14 protein-coding genes are annotated in these 21,029 nt (G+C 43.2%); 7 read left to right on the plus strand and 7 right to left on the minus strand.

The window, feature by feature from the left end:
* Positions 1–69: 69 nt before the first annotated feature.
* A complete protein-coding gene (locus tag ACN222_RS05570) occupies positions 70–4,731 on the plus strand; it encodes a HAMP domain-containing protein (RefSeq protein WP_419756907.1) in 4,662 nt (1,553 codons plus the stop codon).
* Here ACN222_RS05570 and ACN222_RS05575 read toward each other — a convergent pair.
* From ACN222_RS05575 to ACN222_RS05585, 3 genes are all read right to left on the minus strand, one after another.
* The gene (locus tag ACN222_RS05575) at positions 4,705–5,217 is read right to left on the minus strand and encodes a universal stress protein (protein WP_010995295.1); all 513 of its coding nucleotides are present in this window, start codon (positions 5,215–5,217) and stop codon (positions 4,705–4,707) included. The two genes, ACN222_RS05570 and ACN222_RS05575, sit on opposite strands and share 27 nt — an antisense overlap.
* Before the next feature lie 159 nt (positions 5,218–5,376).
* Entirely contained in the window at positions 5,377–5,868 is a 492-nt protein-coding gene (locus ACN222_RS05580; RefSeq protein ID WP_010995296.1) for an orange carotenoid protein N-terminal domain-containing protein, read from the minus strand.
* 278 nt (positions 5,869–6,146) lie between these two features.
* Positions 6,147–6,845, minus strand: coding sequence for a glutathione binding-like protein (locus tag ACN222_RS05585; RefSeq protein ID WP_010995297.1), 699 nt, complete (start codon positions 6,843–6,845; stop codon positions 6,147–6,149).
* A gap of 120 nt (positions 6,846–6,965) precedes the next feature.
* On the opposite strand from ACN222_RS05585, the gene ACN222_RS05590 reads away from it, so the two are divergent.
* Complete coding sequence (locus ACN222_RS05590; protein WP_010995298.1) at positions 6,966–7,346, plus strand: hypothetical protein; 381 nt, start codon at positions 6,966–6,968, stop codon at positions 7,344–7,346.
* Positions 7,347–7,492: 146 nt separating this feature from the next.
* Here the strand turns inward: ACN222_RS05590 and ACN222_RS05595 are convergent, their stop codons facing one another.
* Together ACN222_RS05595 and ACN222_RS05600 are read right to left on the minus strand one after the other, a co-directional pair.
* Positions 7,493–8,863, minus strand: a complete 1,371-nt coding sequence (locus tag ACN222_RS05595) for an NAD(P)/FAD-dependent oxidoreductase (RefSeq protein ID WP_010995299.1) — start codon at positions 8,861–8,863, stop codon at positions 7,493–7,495.
* Between the two features lie 368 nt (positions 8,864–9,231).
* On the minus strand, positions 9,232–10,593 hold the full coding sequence (locus ACN222_RS05600; RefSeq protein ID WP_010995300.1) for an NAD(P)/FAD-dependent oxidoreductase: 1,362 nt from the start codon (positions 10,591–10,593) through the stop codon (positions 9,232–9,234).
* 472 nt (positions 10,594–11,065) lie between these two features.
* Between ACN222_RS05600 and smc the strand changes: the two genes are divergently transcribed.
* Both smc and ACN222_RS05610 read left to right on the plus strand, forming a co-directional pair.
* Positions 11,066–14,692 (plus strand): chromosome segregation protein SMC, encoded by a 3,627-nt coding sequence (smc, locus tag ACN222_RS05605; RefSeq protein WP_010995301.1) that lies wholly within the window; start codon positions 11,066–11,068, stop codon positions 14,690–14,692.
* A gap of 58 nt (positions 14,693–14,750) precedes the next feature.
* Entirely contained in the window at positions 14,751–15,728 is a 978-nt protein-coding gene (locus ACN222_RS05610) for a PRC-barrel domain-containing protein (protein WP_010995302.1), read from the plus strand.
* A 62-nt stretch (positions 15,729–15,790) separates the two neighbouring features.
* Here the strand turns inward: ACN222_RS05610 and ACN222_RS05615 are convergent, their stop codons facing one another.
* The gene (locus ACN222_RS05615; RefSeq protein ID WP_010995303.1) at positions 15,791–16,360 is read right to left on the minus strand and encodes a hypothetical protein; all 570 of its coding nucleotides are present in this window, start codon (positions 16,358–16,360) and stop codon (positions 15,791–15,793) included.
* A gap of 185 nt (positions 16,361–16,545) precedes the next feature.
* On the opposite strand from ACN222_RS05615, the gene ACN222_RS05620 reads away from it, so the two are divergent.
* On the plus strand, positions 16,546–16,779 hold the full coding sequence (locus ACN222_RS05620) for an EF-hand domain-containing protein (protein ID WP_010995304.1): 234 nt from the start codon (positions 16,546–16,548) through the stop codon (positions 16,777–16,779).
* A 594-nt stretch (positions 16,780–17,373) separates the two neighbouring features.
* Here ACN222_RS05620 and uvrB read toward each other — a convergent pair.
* Complete coding sequence (uvrB, locus tag ACN222_RS05625) at positions 17,374–19,371, minus strand: excinuclease ABC subunit UvrB (protein WP_010995305.1); 1,998 nt, start codon at positions 19,369–19,371, stop codon at positions 17,374–17,376.
* A 344-nt stretch (positions 19,372–19,715) separates the two neighbouring features.
* On the opposite strand from uvrB, the gene ACN222_RS05630 reads away from it, so the two are divergent.
* Positions 19,716–20,198 (plus strand): hypothetical protein, encoded by a 483-nt coding sequence (locus ACN222_RS05630; RefSeq protein ID WP_010995306.1) that lies wholly within the window; start codon positions 19,716–19,718, stop codon positions 20,196–20,198.
* A gap of 283 nt (positions 20,199–20,481) precedes the next feature.
* Positions 20,482–20,664, plus strand: a complete 183-nt coding sequence (locus ACN222_RS05635) for a CsbD family protein (protein ID WP_010995307.1) — start codon at positions 20,482–20,484, stop codon at positions 20,662–20,664.
* The last annotated feature ends 365 nt before the right edge of the window (positions 20,665–21,029 follow it).

Below are 21,029 nucleotides of genomic sequence, written 5' to 3' on the forward strand. Positions count from 1 at the left end.
TTAGGCGGTCAAGCAGAAGTCCGAGGGGTGGCGGGTACGTGGAAGGATTTGACTGATAGCGTCAACTTCATGGCGGGGAGTTTGACGGCGCAGGTAAGAAATATTGCCGAAGTGACAACGGCGGTAGCTACTGGCGATTTGTCGAAAAAAATCACCGTGGATGTGAAGGGCGAAATTTTGGAGTTGAAAAACACTATTAATACAATGGTGGATCAACTTAATTCTTTTGCATCAGAAGTTACAAGAGTGGCGCGGGAAGTAGGGACGGAGGGGAAACTAGGCGTACAGGCGGAAGTGCGCGGGGTGGCGGGGACGTGGAAGGATTTGACCGATAATGTGAATTTGATGGCGGGTAACCTGACGGGACAGGTGCGGAATATTGCCGAAGTAGCGACAGCGATCGCCAATGGTGACTTATCGAAAAAAATTACTGTGGATGTGCGGGGCGAAATTTTCGAGTTGAAGAACACCATCAATATCATGGTGGATCAACTGAGTTCCTTTGCATCGGAAGTTACTAGGGTGGCGCGGGAAGTAGGCAGCGAAGGAAAGTTAGGTGTACAAGCCGATGTTCGGGGTGTGGCGGGTACGTGGAAGGACTTGACCGACAGTGTAAATTTCATGGCGGGGAGTTTGACGGCACAGGTAAGAAATATTGCGGAAGTGACGACGGCGGTAGCTACTGGCGACTTATCGAAAAAAATCACCGTCGATGTGAAGGGCGAAATTCTCGAATTAAAAAACACCGTCAACACGATGGTAGATCAACTCAACTCCTTTGCGTCGGAAGTCACCAGGGTAGCGCGGGAGGTGGGAACAGAAGGGAAATTGGGCGTACAAGCAGAGGTGAAGGGCGTAGCGGGGACGTGGAAGGACTTGACCGACAGCGTTAACTTTATGGCGGGGAGTTTGACAGCCCAGGTAAGGAACATTGCCGAGGTGACGACGGCTGTAGCCAATGGCGACTTGTCGAAAAAAATCACCGTGGATGTGAAAGGGGAAATTCTGGAGTTGAAAAACACTATTAATACAATGGTGGATCAACTCAATTCCTTCGCCTCAGAAGTCACCAGGGTAGCGCGGGAGGTAGGCAGCGAGGGGAAATTGGGTGTACAAGCCTACGTCCGGGGTGTGGGTGGTACGTGGAAAGATTTGACAGATAACGTTAACTCGATGGCGGGGAACCTCACAGCCCAGGTCAGAAATATTGCCGAAGTCACGAAGGCGGTAGCCAATGGCGACCTGTCGAAGAAAATCACCGTGGATGTGAAAGGGGAAATCCTCGACTTAAAGAACACTATTAATACAATGGTGGATCAACTCAGTTCCTTTGCCTCAGAGGTGACGCGGGTGGCGCGGGAGGTGGGAACCGAGGGCAAATTAGGCGGTCAAGCCTTGGTGCAAGGTGTGGCGGGGACGTGGAAAGATTTGACTGATAACGTCAACTCAATGGCGGGGAACTTGACAGCCCAAGTGCGAGGGATCGCCAGAGTGGTGACGGCGGTGGCGAATGGCGACTTGAAACGCAAACTGATGTTAGATGCCAAAGGGGAAATTGAAACCTTGGCGGAGACAATTAACGAAATGATTGACACCCTAGCCACCTTTGCCAATCAGGTGACGACAGTGGCGCGGGAAGTGGGGATAGAAGGAAAATTAGGTGGTCAAGCCAAGGTTCCAGGGGCGGCGGGGACATGGAAAGATTTGACCGACAACGTAAATGAGCTAGCGGCTACCCTCACCACCCAATTAAGAGCGATCGCCGAAGTGGCTACAGCCGTCACCAAGGGCGATTTAACCCGTTCCATCGCTGTAGAAGCCCAAGGAGAAGTGGCAATTCTCAAAGACAACATTAACCAGATGATTGCCAATCTGCGGGAGACAACCCAGAAAAATACCGAACAAGATTGGTTAAAGACCAACCTCGCCAAATTCACCCGGATGCTGCAAGGTCAGCGCGACTTAGAAACCGTATCAAAACTCATTCTCTCAGAACTTGCACCACTGGTAGGCGCACAACACGGCGTATTCTACTTAATGGAAGGGGCAGAAAATCAAAGCTACCTACAACTACTCAGCACCTATGCTTACCGGGAACGCAAACATCTAGCTAACCGCTTCCAATTGGGTGAGGGTTTAGTTGGACAATGTGCTTTAGAAAAAGAGCGCATTTTGTTAACGGAAGTGCCGAGTGATTATGTAAAAATTAGCTCTGGTTTAGGCGAAGCCAACCCCCTAAATGCAGTAGTCTTACCTGTATTATTTGAAGGACAAGTGACGGCGGTAATTGAACTAGCCTCCTTCCGCCGCTTTAGTGAAATTCATTTGACATTCTTCGACCAACTCACCGAAAGTATTGCGATCGTTCTCAACACCATCGCCGCCTCGATGCGTACCGAAGAACTACTCAAACAATCCCAATCCCTCGCCGAGGAACTACAAACCCAGCAAAGCGAACTCCGCGAAACCAACCAGCGTCTAGAACAACAAGCCCAATCACTCAAAGCTTCAGAAGATTTACTACGAGGACAACAAGAAGAACTACAGCAAACCAACGCTGAGTTAGAAGAAAAGGCAGAATTGTTAGCTTTACAGAAAAAAGAAGTAGAGAGGAAGAATCGGGAAATTGAACAAGCCAGAAGGTCTTTAGAAGAGAAAGCCGAACAACTCGCCCTCTCATCCCGCTATAAGTCTGAATTCTTGGCGAATATGTCCCATGAACTGCGGACACCTTTAAACAGCTTATTAATATTGGCGAAATTGTTGACAGATAACGTCGATAGTAATTTGACAGCTAAACAAGTCGAATACAGCCAAACAATTTACTCAGCCGGTAATGAACTATTAGCATTAATTAACGACATTTTGGATCTAGCCAAAATTGAATCGGGAACTATGTCCATCCATGCGACCCCAATTCCCTTGTCAGAGTTGGCTGAACAAATTGAACGCGGCTTTGGGCAAATAGCGCAAAATAAAGGACTGACTTTTGCAGTCGAATTAGCCCCTGAGTTACCAACCACCGTTAATACAGATATCAAACGCCTACAACAGGTATTAAAAAATCTCCTCTCCAACGCCTTTAAATTTACAGAACGTGGAGAAGTCCGCCTCAGGATTGAAGTAGCCAAGCCAGGATGGAATCCCAACCAGCAACCCTTAAACCCGGCTCAAAATGTCATTGCTTTTGCTGTAAGTGATACAGGTATTGGCATTGCAGCCGATAAGCAAAAGATTATCTTTGAAGCATTCCAGCAAGCTGATGGTACTACCAGCCGTAAATACGGCGGTACGGGATTAGGCTTGTCTATTAGTAGAGAAATTGCTCATCTTTTGGGTGGTGAAATCAAACTTACCAGCCATCCTGGTCAAGGTAGTACATTTACCTTCTATTTACCGCAATTTAGTCCTGAATCTACGTTGAACCATGCAGACGCGATAAATCGGTTTGGTGCTGAATCTACGTTGACCCAAATAGACGCGATAAATCGCGTCTCTACAGGGTACGACTCAATTGTTTTTGACGATCGCACCACAATTACCAATCCATCAGCAGATAATAACATTCTGCTAATTATCGAGGATGATGTTAATTTTGCCCGTATCTTAGTAGATATGGCACGACAACACGGGTTCCAGGTACTCACTGCCCAAAGTGGTACAGCCGGACTGAAACTAGCCAAAGACTTTCAACCAATGGCGATTTTATTAGATATCCGCTTACCGGAAATGGACGGTTGGACAGTCCTAGACCGCTTGAAACATGACCCCACTACCCGCCATATTCCCGTACACATCATGACCGTGGAGGAAGGAAGGCAACGGGGTTTACAATTAGGGGCGATCGCCTATTTACAAAAACCAGTCACCAGTGAAGCCATATCCGAAGCCTTAGACAAAATTAGAGGTTTCGTAGAACGCCGGGTGAAAAATTTACTAGTGGTTGAAGATGACGAACTACAACGTCAAAGCATTGTCGAACTGATTGGTAACAGTGATGTAGCCACAGTTGCTGTCGGTACAGGTGCAGCCGCCTTAGAAGCGATTCGTACCCAGCAGTTTGATTGCTTAGTCCTTGATTTAGGCTTACCTGACATGACAGGTTTTGAACTCATGGAACAGATTAAGCGAGAAGCCAACGGCGCAACCTTACCAATTATTGTTTACACCGGCAGAGAAATCAGCAAAAATCAAGAAACAGAACTCAGACGGATTGCTGAGACAATTATCGTCAAAGATGTGCGATCGCCCGAACGTCTCCTAGATGAAACCGCCTTATTCCTCCACCGCGTCCAAGCAAACTTACCCACACCCAAACGCGAAATCCTCGAACAACTCCATTCTCAAGATTATTCCTTAGTTGGTAAAAAAGTTTTAATTGTAGACGATGATGTCCGCAACATCTTCGCCCTCACCAGTATGCTGGAACGCTACCAAATGCAGGTGATATATGCTGAAAATGGTAGAGAAGGAATTAGTTTATTAGAAAATACATCAGATATTGATGTGGTGTTAATGGATGTGATGATGCCCGAAATGGATGGTTACGAGACAATGCAATTGATTCGGAAAAAAGAGCAATTTAAAGCCTTACCTATTATTGCCCTCACCGCCAAAGCCATGCAAGGCGATCGCGATCAGTGCATCGCCGCCGGCGCTTCTGACTACATCGCTAAACCAGTGGATACAGAACAACTACTGTCTTTATTGCGAGTTTGGCTCTATCGTTGACGACAAAGTTTTTCCCTGTATAACTAAAACTGAACAATGAGCATGATGCAACACGTAATTACTCACACTACCTAATAAAAACTCACTGAGTCCAGCACGGCCACGCCTACCAACCATAATTAGGTCGGCCGGCCAGCTAAGGGCTATTTCACATATTGTCCTACCTGGATCACCCATCTTTTGGGTAAATCCAGTTTTCACACCGATATTAATCGCTGCGTCAGTGAGCGATCGCAACCACTCTAGTTTTTCCTGTTTAAGTTTTTCCCAATGCTGGATATAGTTATCCATTGATTCTGTTTGCCAACCTGGGTAAGTTGTATCTGGTTGCAAAAATATCGGAGTAATATAGGGGTCTTCCACAGGAGATATAACGTGCAGCAACATGATTTCAGCGTTGCTTGCTTTGGCTAAATTTACACCCTGCTCAAAAATATGTTGTCCTATCTCAGAGTTTTCTACTGCTACTAAAATTTTCTGATACATAATATAAAACCCCTATTTTACTTAAGTATGATTAAGCTAATTCACGTCTAAATTGCATAACTACTAATAAGTACGTAGGGTGGGCATTGCCCACCACCACCATAATAAGGTGGGCATTGCTATGTGTATTTCAAAAATTATGAATCCTATCGGAAAACCCTAAATTTCCGCACCCGCTTTTGCTTCAGCACCCATTGGGGAAACGTAATCACGGAAAAGAGTAATCTGTTGTTCAAAACCTAAGCCTTTAATTCCTTCCAACAGTTCTTGGGATTCTGAAGACAGTTTATAATCGGCAGGAAAAGGAACTATGGTTGCATTATCCATTCCTTGAGATAAAAGATACCAAAACAGTAGCTTAGTGGTATCACCCAGAGAGCCGTATTCGCGGCTGAGTTGGTTATCTACACGCCGAATTAAGTCGCGTTGTAGTTGCAATTGCTGTTCATGATTCAATTCTTTGACTTGATTAAATAAACCTTCGGCAATTGCTGGGGAAACAGTGCTAGCACCAGGGGCTGCTGGTGTAATTGCACCACCCATTTCTTTGTAGATAAACCAAAACAAAGCCAATTGTTCGTCTACATCCAATTTCTGCCATGATTGGACATATTTACGAATAGTGGGATCGTTTGTTTGTGTAAAAGTCATAATGATTGCGGTTGGTATAAACGACTGTCATTAGCAACCGTAACAAACAGAGATCAGGTGTTTAACCCTACTCAGGACATAAGTAACTCGACCAAAAAGAAGAATAATTCAGGAAACATAAATAGGACTTACACACACAGGTTGTCTGTTGAGATCGGGTGTAAGGGTTTCAAAGATTTATACCCCTACATCCCTACATCCCTACACCCCTACACCCTTTTCCAAACCCTTGATCTTTCGTTTTCATGGGTAAGTCCTATATAAATTCCCCCCATACTTCAGCGCTGAATAGTGTTCGCAGACTGATTAAATAACAAGTTTCGGGACTTTTCAATATCTAACGCCTGATTTTTAAAGGCTTCGGCTTTTTCATAGGCGCGAATTACTGCCGGACGTATTTGAATTGTCTCGAACCAACGTTTGAGATGGGGGAAACTGTCTAAATTTTGGCTTTGGCGTTCATAAGGCACAATCCAAGGATAAGCGGCGATATCGGCAATAGAGTATTCACCAGCGACAAACTCTCTATCTGCAAGGCGTTTATCCAACACTGCATACAAGCGCCCTGTTTCATTGACGTAGCGGTTAATGGCATACTCAATTTTTTCAGGTGCATAAGTACTAAAGTGGTGGTTTTGTCCAGCCATTGGGCCTAGTCCTGCCATTTGCCAGAATAGCCATTGTAGAACCTCTGTACGTCCCCTAATATTTTGGGGGATGAATTTTCCAGTTTTTTCTGCCAAATACAACAAGATAGCGCCAGACTCAAACACAGAAATCGCTGCACCCCCGTCTGCTGGTTCATTGTCAACAATGGCTGGGATGCGATTATTCGGGGATATTTTGAGAAATTCTGGCTGGAATTGGTCGCCAGCACCGATATTTATGGGAATGATGTTGTAGGGTAAGCCGACTTCTTCTAAGAAGATAGTGATTTTGTGGCCGTTCGGGGTTGTCCAATAGTAAAGGTCAATCATGGTTGTGTCTTTGATTTTGTTTGTTTTCGCACCGAGATTTTAACTGTTTTACTCCTGACTACGGCTTTCTCAGGCTGTTATCTTTGATCAGATCAATTACAAGCCAATGAGAACTTGATAATGAGACTGCATTACAACAAAACTTTCGGTTATATGTTCATTCCCTTAGGGTTATTAAATTTAACTTTCGGTAGCATTCTCATGGTTAGAGGTCAATTCAGCATTAGCGTCATCATTGGAATTATCATCATCTTTTTAGGGTGGGCATACTGGCATAAGCCTTATATCACCGTCGAAGATAAACAATTTATTATTCACACACCTTTAGGATGGCCACAACGCGTCTACGGTTACAATGCTCCTGAAGACGTAAAAATAGCGCACAAGCAGATATTACTCAAACAAGACGGTGAGTGGAAACGCTTACCTATTTCCAAATTAATTATGCAGCCACAGGATTGGTTGACGTTGCAAAAGCGATTTGGTGAAGACAGGGGCTAAAGAAGGGAAATATTTTTATAAATGCGATCGCTTCTCACGGATAATTAGGCGATCGCATATTTTATATACAGGCTTAACTTTTTTATATAAATAAGTGTAGGGTTGTGCAAGTGTACAACCCTACGACGGAATTAATCATGAAACCACTAGACATTTAGTGGCTGTCTATTGTTGGCTGCTGAGTAATTATTTGTATCGTTGCTATCGTCAAAATTGTTGGCAAATGCTAGTGATTCTTTTCCAGTAATCAATCTTGAGCCACGTTTGCGAGTGATGTAGTTCCACGCCCACTGAATCATGACTAATAGTTTGCTGTCAAACTCAATGAGGAAGTAGATGTGAATCAATAGCCAGAACGCCCATGCAGAGAAGCCTTTCAACTTGAGCAAGCCTAAATCTACAACGGCTGCATTTTGCCCAATCATCGCTAGGCTACCGTGATCATTATATTTAAAGGCTGGCAGAGTTTTCCCTTGCAAGCGTTTTTTAATCAATTTGGCGACGTATTCACCTTCTTGGATGGCGACTGGTGCAACACTAGGAAGAGGTTGACCGTTTTGGTGAGAGAAGTTGGCTAAGTCTCCCACAACGAAAATATTTTGGTGTCCTTTAATACTTAAGTCTGGTTCAACGATCGCTCGTCCGGCGCGATCGCATTCTACCCCAGTTCGTTCGGCTAAAACTTTCCCCATAGGAGATGCTTTCACACCTGCTGCCCATAATATAGTCTTGGAGGTGATTGTTTGCAATTCATCGCCTTGCTTAAAGGTAACGATGTCGTTTTCAATACTTGTGACTCTTGTTTTTGTCTGGACAACCACACCGAACTCTCGCAGAGATGTTGTGGCTGCTTGGGATAATTCTGGTGCAATGTGTGGGAGGATGCGATCGCCACCTTGCAATAGTAATATTCTAGTTTCTGAGGTGTTGATGTTGCGGAAATCTTCTTGGAGAGTCTTGTATGCTAACTCGGCGATCGCTCCTGCTAATTCTACACCTGTAGGGCCGCCACCGACAATCACGAAAGTCAATAAAGCCTTGCGTTTTTCGAGGTCAGTTTCTTTTTCTGCTGCTTCAAATGCGCCAAATATCCGGCGACGCATTTCTATCGCATCTTCAACAGTTTTCAAGCCAGGCGCTAATTCTTGCCAGTTATCTTTACCAAAATAGGAATGCTTTGCACCTGTGGCAACAATTAAGGTGTCATAAGGTACTACTTTATCACCTACAATAATTTGTTGTAAGTTGGGATCAATATCATTGACTTCTCCCAGCAACACTTTTGTATTCTTACTTTTGCTGAGTACAGATCGCAATGGTGCGGAAATATCAGCCGGTGATAGCGTACCTGTAGCAACTTGATATAAAAGTGGCTGAAATAAATGAAAGTTACGTTTATCGATGAGAGTAACATTTACATTCGTTTTAGCTAGTGCCTTTGCCGCATACAGTCCACCAAAGCCACCACCAACGATTACAACCTCATGTGGTTGATGATTCTCAAGTGAAGCTACCATAAGAAATATTTCCCTGATTTGAAAGTTCTGTAACTGTTCTTAATAAAGATGTAACAGAATCATAATATTTGTTGCAGTTTATTTTGAACACTTGACAAAATAATTAAGTTAATCAGGGTTACTATTTGGTCATTGGTCAATAGTCATTCTTCGGGACTTCCCCTGCTGATTTAGCTGAAAATAAATATGGAATAGGTATCTTACCTAATATTAAGCAAGATACCTATTCCACAAATTTCAGGTCAATACTAGTACAGCACAGAGTAAATAAGCAGACCATTTCAAACAAGCAAAAGCCTTGATATATGAAACTTTTGACTTTTGACTTTTGATTTCCGCCTTGCGGTACTATCTACTCAGCAAACATTTTAGACATTGACTGGTAGTCTCTTTTCTAAAGGCTGGTAATGACCGCTATTGTTAACAGTGTTGACTGCTAAATGAATTTCTTGACCTGTAATCAATCTAGCTCCACGATTACGAGTGATATAATTCCATACCCATTGAATCATGACTACTAACTTATTATCAAACTCAATGAGGAAGTAGATGTGAATCACTAACCAGAACAACCATGCAAAGAAGCCTTTGAGTTTGATGAAGCCTAAATCAACAACGGCGGCATTTTGTCCAATCATCGCTAGACTACCTTTATCAGTGTAGTTAAAGGCTGGTAGAGTTTGACCTTGCAAGCGTTTTTGAACCAATGCGGCGACGTATTCACCTTCTTGTTTGGCGACGGGTGCGACACCAGGGAGGGGTTTACCATTTTGGTGAGAGAAGTTGGCTAAGTCTCCCACAACAAAAATATTGCTGTGTCCCTTAATGCTTAAGTCTGATTCTACGATGACTCGGCCAGCGCGATCGCATTCTACCCCAGTTTTTTCGGCTAAAACTTTACCCATAGCTGATGCTTTCACACCTGCTGCCCATAATACAGTCTTGGAGGCAATTTCTTTGACTTCCTCACCTTGTTTGAGGGTGACGATATCATTCTCAATATTTGTAACTAGAGTTTTTGTCTGGACAAGCACACCCAACTGCTTCAAGGATATTTCCGCTTCCTGGGATAATTCTGGTGCAAAAGGAGGGAGGATTCTATCTAAACCTTCTAGGAGGATGACTTGGGTTTCTGTGGTGTCGATGTTGCGGAAATCTTCTTTGAGGGTTTTGTATGCTAATTCTGCGATCGCTCCTGCTAACTCTACACCAGTAGGGCCGCCACCGACAACCACAAAGGTCAACCAAGCACGACGCTTTGCAGGGTCTTTTTCTTTTTCTGCTGCTTCAAAGGCGGTAAAGATGCGGCGACGCATTTCTATCGCATCTTCCACTGTTTTCAACCCTGGTGCAAACTCTTCCCAGTTATCTTTACCAAAGTAGGAATGCTTTGCACCAGTGGCGACAATTAAGGTGTCGTAGGGAATTTTTTCATCACCCATCACCAATTCTTGTGCTTCTGGGTCAATATCGTTTACTTCTCCCAGCAATACTTGGGTATTCTTGCTTTTACTTAATACTGCGCGTAAAGGCGAGGAAATATCTGCTGGTGAGAGCGTACCTGTTGCAACTTGATAAAGTAGTGGCTGAAATAGGTGGAAGTTCCGCTTGTCGATGAGAGTCACGTCTACTTTAGCTTTAGCCAGAGCTTTTGCTGCATACAATCCACCAAAACCGCCACCGACAATCACAACTTTATGGGGTGGGTTGTTATCAAGTGCTTCAACCATAAGAATTATTTCCTTGTGTTACGAGTGTTGTAACTATTCTTAACAAATTTGTATCAAAAATGTCACAATTATTTCTGTTTATTTTGAACATATAAAAAATTGCTTAAAGTTACCAAAAAGACAAACATTGAGTAATTTAAGCTACATAGTTGTAATTGTTAACTGTTAACTGTTGACTGTTAACGGCCATCACGATGGATTATGTAATTTAAAATCAGACAACAACGGTTAGCAAACCAGTCAACAACAGCAGGAAAAATGATAGTTGACAATTTTGGTAACTAAAATGTTAGCTGACTTAGCTGATTGAAACTATACCAATTGCGGCAATTCGCTGTTAAACTCTCTTTACCTGCCCTGGGTTCTTTGAGCCTCGGCGGTGTGACTATTCTAAATTTTCCCTTAGACTACTTGAGAATTTTTCATTAATTGATACACTTGTTCTTCATTAACATCAGTTAACTAGCACTGCATGGTGCATATTAAGCGCGTAGAACTTACCAATTTCAAATCCTTCGGCGGTACGACCTCTGTCCCATTGCTGTCGGGGTTCACTGTCGTATCTGGGCCTAATGGTTCGGGTAAGTCTAATATTTTGGATGCGCTGTTGTTTTGTTTGGGACTAGCCAGTTCTAAGGGGATGCGGGCAGACCGCTTACCCGATTTGGTTAATAATACTCAAACGGCGAAAAGTCGCTCGGCTGTGGAAGCTGTGGTGACGGTGACATTTGATTTATCGGATTTGGTGGATGCGAGTGATCAGTTTTTATCTGTCAGTGATGATGCAGAATTATCTCAGAATGAAGCGCCTACAGTAAATGGGAATGGTCACAGAGCTACAGAATGGAGTGTGACTAGGAAATTGCGGGTGACGCATCAGGGTAGTTATACCTCGAATTACTACATCAATGGGGTTTCGGCGACGCAGACAGAGTTACATGAGGAGTTGGAGCGGCTGCGGATTTACCCTGAAGGTTATAACGTGGTGTTGCAAGGGGATGTCACCAGTATTATCTCCATGAAGGGTAAGGAACGGCGAGAAATTATTGATGAGTTGGCGGGGGTGGCGACTTTTGATAGGAAGATTCATCAAGCCAAGGGAACTTTAGATGAGGTCAAGGATAAGGAAGATAGTTGTAAGATTATTGAGTCTGAGTTAACTTTACAACGCGATCGCCTTTCCCAAGACAGAGCAAAGGCGGAGAGGTATCAAAAGTTACGCACAGAGTTTTTAGAAAAGCAATGTTGGGAAGCGGTATTATCTTGGCGTTCCCTACAAGCACAGCAAGAGAAGTTAGTTACAGATATTCAAGCAGGCGATCGCCATTATGGCGAACTGACAACTCAGCTTGCAAGCTTAAATACAGAAATTTCTCAAAAAACGGCTGAACTCGAACAGCTAAATGCTCATGTGAAAGCAATGGGGGAGGAGGAACTGCTGGCGGTACAGTCTACCTTAGCTACCCAAGAAGCGGAACGGAAGCAACTCCAGCGTCAGCAAACGGAGTTAGACACGGCTTTGCAAGAAACTACCAAACGTTTGGCGCAAACTCAGCATGATATTCAACAGCATCAGCAAGGTTTGGGTGAACTGGCGCAAGCACAGGATTTAGAAAGACAATCGATTGTTTATTGTCAGCAGCAACGGGATGAAGCACAACAAGCTTTGGAAAAGTCCCGCGAAGCCGCAGCAGAAATAGCTTCAGCGTCGGAAGCATGGGTACAGCAACAAACGGCGTTGAACCGTCAAATTGAGGCTGTGTTGCAAACTTTGGAGCCGCAACGCACAGAACAAGCGCAACTGAGGGAACGGAATAATCAGTTACAGCAGTTAATTGGGGAACAAACCGAGTTAATTGCTGGATTAGAACCGCAATTAGCTGAGAAACAAGCCGATTGTGAACGCATAGAAACAGAATTTAACTCCTCTGGCGAACCCATCCAAGATTTAGCCCAAAATCTTGCAGCCACAGAACAGGAATTACAAATCCAGCAAGATACCCAAAAGCGGCTATTACAAGAACAACGGGACAAACAACGTCAGCTAGATAGAATTGAGGCGCAAGCACAAGCACAGCAAGAGGTACAAGGAACCCAAGCCAGTAAAGTGATTATCCAGTCGGGAATGCCTGGGGTATGCGGCTTGGTGGTACATTTGGGACGGGTAGAACCCAAGTTTCAATTAGCGTTAGAAATTGCGGCTGGGGCGCGGCTGGGACACATTGTGGTAGAAGATGATGGTATAGCAGCCGCCGGAATTGAACTACTCAAACAAAAACGGGCTGGGAGAGCGACGTTTTTACCGTTAAATAAAATTCAGTCTCACAAATTTACCCAGGATGCGACGCTGCGTTTAGCTAATGGTTTTGTTAACTATGCCGTGAATTTGGTAGACTGCGATCGCCGTTATAAAGACATCTTCAATTACGTTTTTGGTAATACTGTCGTCTTCGCCAACCTGGAAGCAGCGCGGAAAAATCTCGGCTTATATCGCATCGTTACTTTGGATGGAGAACTACTAGAAACCAGTGGCGCGATGACTGGGGGAAGTAGTAACCAGCGTTCCTCCCTCCGGTTTGGGAATACAGAAGCCGCAGAATCAGATGAAGCCATTGGCTTAAAACAGCGTTTAGCCGATATTGATCGGATTTTAAACCGTTGTGGTGATGCGATCGCTAATTTAGTCATCAAAACCAAACAACTATCCCAAGAACTCACTGAAACTCGACAAGCACGGCGAGAACAGCAGTTACAGTTGGAACAGTTGCGAAAAGATATTCAGAGTTTAACAGCCCAGTTGACAGGGACGCGATCGCAACTCACCCAAAACACCGAGAAATTTACCACAGCCCAATCTCGCCTGGAGATTTTAGATAGGGACTTACCAGGACAAGAAAGCCAATTACAACAACTACGCCACACCCTAGCCGAGTTAGAAGCCTCCCAAACCCCCAGCGAATGGCAACAAATTCAGGCGACAATTAAAACCCAAGAACAACAAATACAACAACGGGAAACCGCCTTTAGGGAAGCCGAACAACGCTTAAAAAATCTAGAAAATCAACAACAGCGTTTACAAGAACGCATCCAAGAAGCCCAACAGCGCATCACCGAATATCAAACCCAACAAACCACTTGTACAGAAGCGATTAATCGCGTCTCTCAACAAACCACAACCATAAACGCACAAATCACCCAAACCCGCGCCAAACTCAGCGAACTTGAACAACACCTCGGCGCAGAAAAACAAAAACGCGACACAATTGAACAAGAAGTGCGATCGCACCTCCTGCGTCAGCAACAATTAGAATGGGAAATTCAAAAACTGGAAGAAACCCAACTTAAACGCCGGGAAGACTTAACCGCCTTACAAAGCCAGTTACAGGAACTAGTCCCAGAACTACCCAACCCTTTGCCAGAAGTCCCAGACAAGGTAGACTTAGAAGAATTGCAGAAAGAATTGCGATCGCTCGCCAAACGCCTCCAAGCAATGGAACCTGTGAATATGCTGGCGTTGGAAGAATACGAACGTACCCAAAAGCGCCTAGAAGAACTATCCCAAAAATTACAGACCTTAGAAGGAGAACGCACCGAACTACTCCTACGCATTGAAAACTTCACCACCTTGCGCCAAATCGCCTTTAAAGAAGCCTTCGACGCTGTAAATGAAAATTTCCAATCAATCTTCGCCACCCTTTCCGACGGCGACGGCTACCTGCAATTAGATAACCCAGAAGATCCCTTTAACAGTGGCTTGAACTTAGTCGCCCACCCCAAAGGTAAACCAGTCCAAAGACTCGCCTCCATGTCCGGTGGTGAAAAATCCCTCACCGCCTTAAGCTTTATCTTCGCCTTGCAACGCTACCGCCCCTCGCCATTTTACGCCTTTGATGAAGTAGATATGTTCCTCGATGGGGCAAACGTAGAGCGATTATCAAGAATGATTAAACAACAAGCCCAGCAGGCACAATTCATAGTTGTGAGTTTGCGCCGTCCGATGATAGAATCAGCCGAACGCACAATCGGCGTTACTCAAGCACGAGGAGCTTATACTCAAGTTTTGGGAATTAAGTTATCATCCTCGAATACATCTGCTTGAGTTTTTGTTAATAATAGTGTATAGATAAACCGGATTCGAGATCAGGACTCCGTATAGAATGACCTCTGAACAAATAATTAGGCGTTCCGACATATTAAATACGCAGGTAATTACCCGCGACAACGGCAAACGGTTAGGAATCGTCAGTCAAGTTTGGGTGGATATTGATCAAAGAGAGGTTGTGGCTCTTGGTTTGCGAGACAGCCTGATCTCTATCTCTGGTCTGCCCCGCTATATGTACCTTAGCAGCATCCACCAATATGGCGATGTCATCTTAGTTGATAACGAAGATGTCATCGAAGATATTGAAGTTGAAGCCCTCAGTAACTTGATTAACTGGGAAGTAATCACCGAAACAGGCGAAGTTTTAGGTAGAGTGCGGGGTTTCCGATTTGAAGCCGAAACAGGTAAACTCAACACCATAGTCATCGCCTCCTTGGGAGTTCCCCAAATTCCCGACCAGTTTTTAAGCACCTACGAAATATCCATAGAAGAAGTAGTCAGCACCGGCCCCAACAGGTTGATTGTCTTTGAAGGAGCCGAAGAACGGGTAAATCAGTTAACAGTCGGTGTTCTCGAACGCCTGGGTATTGGTAAAGCACCTTGGGAACGGGATACAGAAGAAGAATATGGTTATTCCGCACCCCGCGCTGTCGCACCATCAAATCAGCTACCTAGCGGCGTACCCTTACAGCCACCCAAACCCAAAGTCCGCACCCCCGAACCCGTAGCCGAGGAAGAATGGACTGAAGATTACATCGAAGAAGAAAGACCACAGCGCCAAGTCATGAAGGCGCGACAATACGAGTCAATTCAATACGAAGAAGACGAAGAAGACAACTGGAGTGAAGCCACGGGTAGAGACAGATATCAGCCCCCGTCTCAACCCTACAGCAAACCATACACCGAAGATTACGACGATTATGATGACGATGTAGAAAGTGATGCGTGGGAAGACGTACCACCCCAACCAGTAAATATTCCCAAGAAAGTCAAAGAAAGACAACCAGAATACGAAGAAGAAGGCGGATATTAATTTTTTGGTGATTCATGATTAAACCTCTCCTATTTGTTTGTAGGAGAGGTTTAATTTTTTGCTTAAGGATTAATAGCAGAATTAGCCATTTTGATGAGAGAATTGCGATCGCCTGCCTTCAACCCAAAACTATACTGCACCCCTTGCTGTCGCCACGTCAAAGTCGCATCAGAACAATTAGCCCCACAACGAAAATCCACAAAATAGCCAGCAATACCCTTAGCTAAAGCCACCCTTCTCCCCTTGAGGCGCGGCGTTGAACGCGTGACAGCCTCCGCCGAAACCACACCTAAACGACAAGCCGTCCCACCAGTACAATCAGGACTGAAACCCAACAGAATCTCATATTTCTTCGGTGTAGCCGTTTCTATAATGGCGTAAATTGGATTTGTCCCATCCGACTCAGGAATGTATTTAGGCAATAAAATCTTAATTTGACTCTTTTGCTTTAACTTCGGCAAAATCGGTTGAAAAACTTTGTGTGGCTGAGAATTAGCTGTTCTAGCTGGTCGTTGTGCTGATAGCTGCGGTTGATTATTTGTATTAGCTATAGCCGACGGATAAAAATTGTTGCTGCCGACTAATATCAGTAATATTGATAAATTAGTGAGACTTTTTAAACCAAAAATCATAAAGTAAAACCTATTTCAACGGGTGTATTTAACTTATGTTTCCCATTTTTTAGACTAATCGGTGCTTCATACTCACCTTTAGTATTCTTAATCTCAGCCCCAGCGATACCTATTTCTACATCTAAAGATATAAGTTTATTTAATTCTGAAATATTAAAGTGAAATATTAATTCAGATAGAAATTTATGGCAACCGAGCAAGAGCTTCAATCTCTTTTTAATACCTTAGATCGTGATCAAGACGGCAAAATCTCCATTAATGAGCTTTTTTTAAGCCCTGGTTTAAGTGCAGTCATCTCATCAGAAACGAATACCAATAGCCCCCAAGAGTTGCTAGTACAGTATGATTCAGACCAAGACGGTAGTATTACCTTTGAAGAGTTAAAGAAAGCAGTTAAGAAAGCAAGTAATTTAACCTAGCAGTGAATCGAAAAAAGTGCAACCACAAGCGTCGTCAGTTTAGAAAAAACGCGGCGACTTTAGCGGAAAACATCAAATTTGAGCTTCTGCGCTGGGATGTTTTTGTTTGAACTAAAACTTTGCTGTTCTAAGTGAGAACGTTCTTGTTTTAAACGAGAACGTTTTCGTTTTAGTTGCTAACTTTTGCCAAATCACATCTGGTAATTCTATTTTGCCTTCAGTGGTGACGTTTGCTAGAAATTCGTACGCTTTCATATTATGTTTATTGTTCACCAGTTCTAATACTATTTTGACGCTGCGATTACCAAACTAGCTGCTTCTCCATACTGGATTCCACCCCATTGCTAAAAGCCGTAGTTTTACTGATATTTATTTTGGCATAAGCCAAACTTAGCAGTGTGGACAGGAAGATTTAAAGTGGTACAGAGCTACAATACCGAGTGTGTAGCGTTACGATGTGGCTGTAAGGTAAGCTGATGTGCATTTAAACTGGGATTTTTGAAAGCTGTACTCCTTGCTGTGTCGAGATTGCTCGCTCGATTTTAAGTTGGGTTATGGTGGGCAATGCCCACCCTACAGATACTTAGACAGCAATTATCTGCCTACTAATTTATCGCGCAATTGCTTGATGCGATCGCGCAATTTTGCCGCCTCTTCAAATTCCAGTTTTTTCGATGCTTCTTTCATCTGTGCTTCTAATTTGTCAATCAAGTTAGGAATCTCCTCTAACGGCAATTCATCAATATGTTCTTCAACAACTTTTAAGTCTGTTGCATTCAACCGTCGAGACACTTCCAAGAAAGACAAAATTGCATTACTCGATTTTTTGACAATCGGTTGTGGTGTAATTCCATGCAGCTTATTATATGCAACCTGAATACCGCGCCGTCTGTCTGTTTCTTCAATAGCTTTAATCATGCTATCTGTCATATTATCAGCATATAAAATTGCTTGTCCTCTGATGTGTCGTGCTGCTCTCCCAATGGTTTGAATTAAAGAACGTTCCGCGCGTAAGAAACCTTCTTTATCGGCATCCATAATCGCTACTAGGGAAACTTCAGGTAAATCTAAACCTTCCCGTAGTAGGTTCACACCCACCAACACATCAAAGCTACCTTGGCGTAAATCCTGCAATATTTCAATCCGTTGAATAGAATTAATTTCTGAATGTAAATACCGCACTTTCACGCCGTGTTCTTGCAGATATTCTGTTAAATCTTCCGCCATCCGCTTAGTTAAAGTGGTAATCAATACCCTTTCATGGAGGTCGATTCTATCTTTAATTTCTCCTAACAAATCATCAATTTGTCCTTCTGTGGGACGAACGGAAATTTCTGGATCAATTACGCCTGTAGGGCGAATGACTTGCTCAACTATGCGATTTTCGGAAATCTCTAATTCCCAATTTCCTGGGGTAGCAGAAACAAAAATACACTGGTTAACTTTTTGCCAAAATTCCTCTGCTTTTAAAGGACGGTTATCAGCAGCACTAGGAAGCCTAAATCCATGCTCAATTAATACTTTCTTCCTAGCTTGGTCGCCGTTATACATTCCGCGAATTTGCGGGACTGTAACGTGAGATTCGTCAATGACTAACAACCAATCTTTCGGGAAATAATCAATTAAACTTTCTGGTGGTTCCCCCGCTTGTCTACCTGCTAAATGGCGAGAATAGTTTTCTACGCCGTTGCAATAACCCACTTCCCGCAGCATTTCTAAATCGTAACGGGTGCGTTGGTCGATGCGTTGCGCTTCTACCAATTTGCCAGTTTCTTCTAATTCTGCTTTGCGCTGTTTTAATTCATAGGCGATATCTTCGCAAGCTACCTCTAAACGTTCCTCTGGGGTGACAAAGTGACGCGCAGGATAGATATTTACTGCTTGTAAACTGTTGATAATTTCCCCTGTCACGGGGTCAATGTAGCGAATTGCGTCAATTTCATCGCCAAAAAATTCTACCCGAATAATCCTGTCTTCGTAAGCGGGGCCGATTTCTAATACATCACCCCGGACGCGGAAACGTCCCCTTCCCATTTCTACATCGTTGCGGCTGTATTGTACAGAGGCTAAATCCCGCAAAATCTCCCGTTGATTTACTTCCATCCCAATTTGCAGAGGAATAGCGGCTTTAAGGTATTCGGCGGGGATTCCCAAACCGTAAATACAGCTAATAGAAGCCACAACAATCACATCACGACGCTCGAATAGCGATCGCGTGGCTGAATGTCGTAACATATCAATCTCATCGTTAATCGCCGCCGTTTTTTCAATATACGTATCGGTAACGGGAATATAGGCTTCTGGTTGATAGTAATCGTAATAACTGACGAAATACTCAACAGCGTTGTTGGGAAAGAACTCGCGCAATTCATTACATAGTTGCGCGGCCAAGGTTTTATTATGCGCCAGAACTAGCGTTGGTCTCCCAATTTTCTCAATCACTGCGGCGATGGAAAATGTCTTACCTGTTCCCGTAGCACCTAATAAGGTTTGGTAACGGTTACCTCCTTCGATGCTAGCAACTAACTGGGCGATCGCGCTTGGTTGATCACCTGTCGGACTAAAGGGAGCTTGCAGACCAAATTCTGTCATACATCTGTACTAAAGATACCCTATCTCATGTTAGCGATAAATTAATCAGGCTAGTGCTAAGTACTGAGTTCCTACTCAAAAGCTAACAGTCAGCAGTCAGCCGTCAACATTCAACGGTCAACAGTCAACAGCCCATAGTAATTGTTCTTACCTTTGCTCCCCCACCTTTTCAATTAGCAATTTTCTTTGACAAATTTTCAGAATTTAAGTTTACTTATATGTCACTTTTGAAGATACTTATATATATGCAAGGTGCTTTAAGGGTAAACTCACTTATATAGGAAATAATTTGATTTTTCCTTAAGTATTGTAAAGTTAAGTTAATAACCCAGAGGTGTTTAATTATGACCATTAGCAGTACCGGCAAAACGGTCAGTCCTCGGCAAAAACGCGCCAAGCTCAAAGGAGAAACAACAGTGGAAGTAGAAAATAATCAGGGTCAGAGCTTGAATAAAGAGCAAGTCGAGCCAAATGCTGAACTGTCAGTGGAAGCATCAGAGCAAGAACAGATTCACGGAAAACTTGCTGTTGCCGGAGCGCATTCCATTACCGGTAGTAACTGGGAGATAGCTGGAACAGTCTCAATTGCTGGTTTACGTCCAATTAGTACTAGTACTTTGGAAGTAGTGGAAACAATCGATATAATGGGACTTCGTCCAATTACAGCCCATACATTCAATATCGTAGACAGTATTAACCTTTCTGGAATTCGTCCAATTGCTTCCAGTGCCTTGGTTCTGTCTAGCACTTACTCGTCGATGGGCGATCGTCCCGTTGCATCAAATACTATTGATGATTCTGATAGTCTGATGGGTTTTATAGATTAGTCAAGAAAATAATTCTATTAATTTATATAACTTGCTAACCCAGTTACATGAAGTAACTGGGTTTTTAATTTATGTGTGATAAATCAGATCCCCAACTTTTCTAAAAATTCGGGGATATTGTACTTTACTTTCATTTTTTCACTCTTTTTGCATAGTAGATCAATGTATCTTGTGGCAGAAGGCTATGGCAAAAGTTTTAAGCTACTTTGTAAATGTAATAACAAACAATTCAAAGTTTACTAATAGCTTTGAAACTAAAATCTATAAAATTCAGGAGAGAAAAATGAGCTTAGAAGATAGAGCAAAAGCCACTGGTAAAAATATTGAAGGCAAAGCTCAAGAAGCTTTAGGTAATGTAACTGGTGACCCTGAAGATAAAGCTGAAGGTAAAGCTAAACAAGCCGAAAGTGAAGTCCGTCATGGCGTTGAAGATGTTAAGGACAACGTCAAGAAAAAAATCGACTAAAGCTATTTAGTTTATATCCTCAGGTAATTTAACAATAGACGTAGTCTTTTTATTACCTATGGGTAAAAGGTTTAGTTTGGGAGATGGAGGCTAATTCATAAGGCCGTTGTAGAGATATCATTCATATCTCTACATTTATTAAAAAAGTTCCTCTGAGTTAACTCTCGTTTATGACTCTGATGAAAGACAAAAATGTAGGTTGGGTTGAAATTTAGTGAAACCCAACAAAACCAATTATTTTTCGTGTTGGGTTACTCTATGAGAAGGCTGCGCCTACGTTCCTCAACCCAACCTCGTAAATTTATCAACGCCTTAACAATCAAGGATTATAAATTTTTAGTTAACGAGAGTAATAGAAGGTCGTT

This window comes from Anabaena sp. FACHB-595, from assembly GCF_048568275.1.
Lineage (GTDB): Bacteria > Cyanobacteriota > Cyanobacteriia > Cyanobacteriales > Nostocaceae > Trichormus.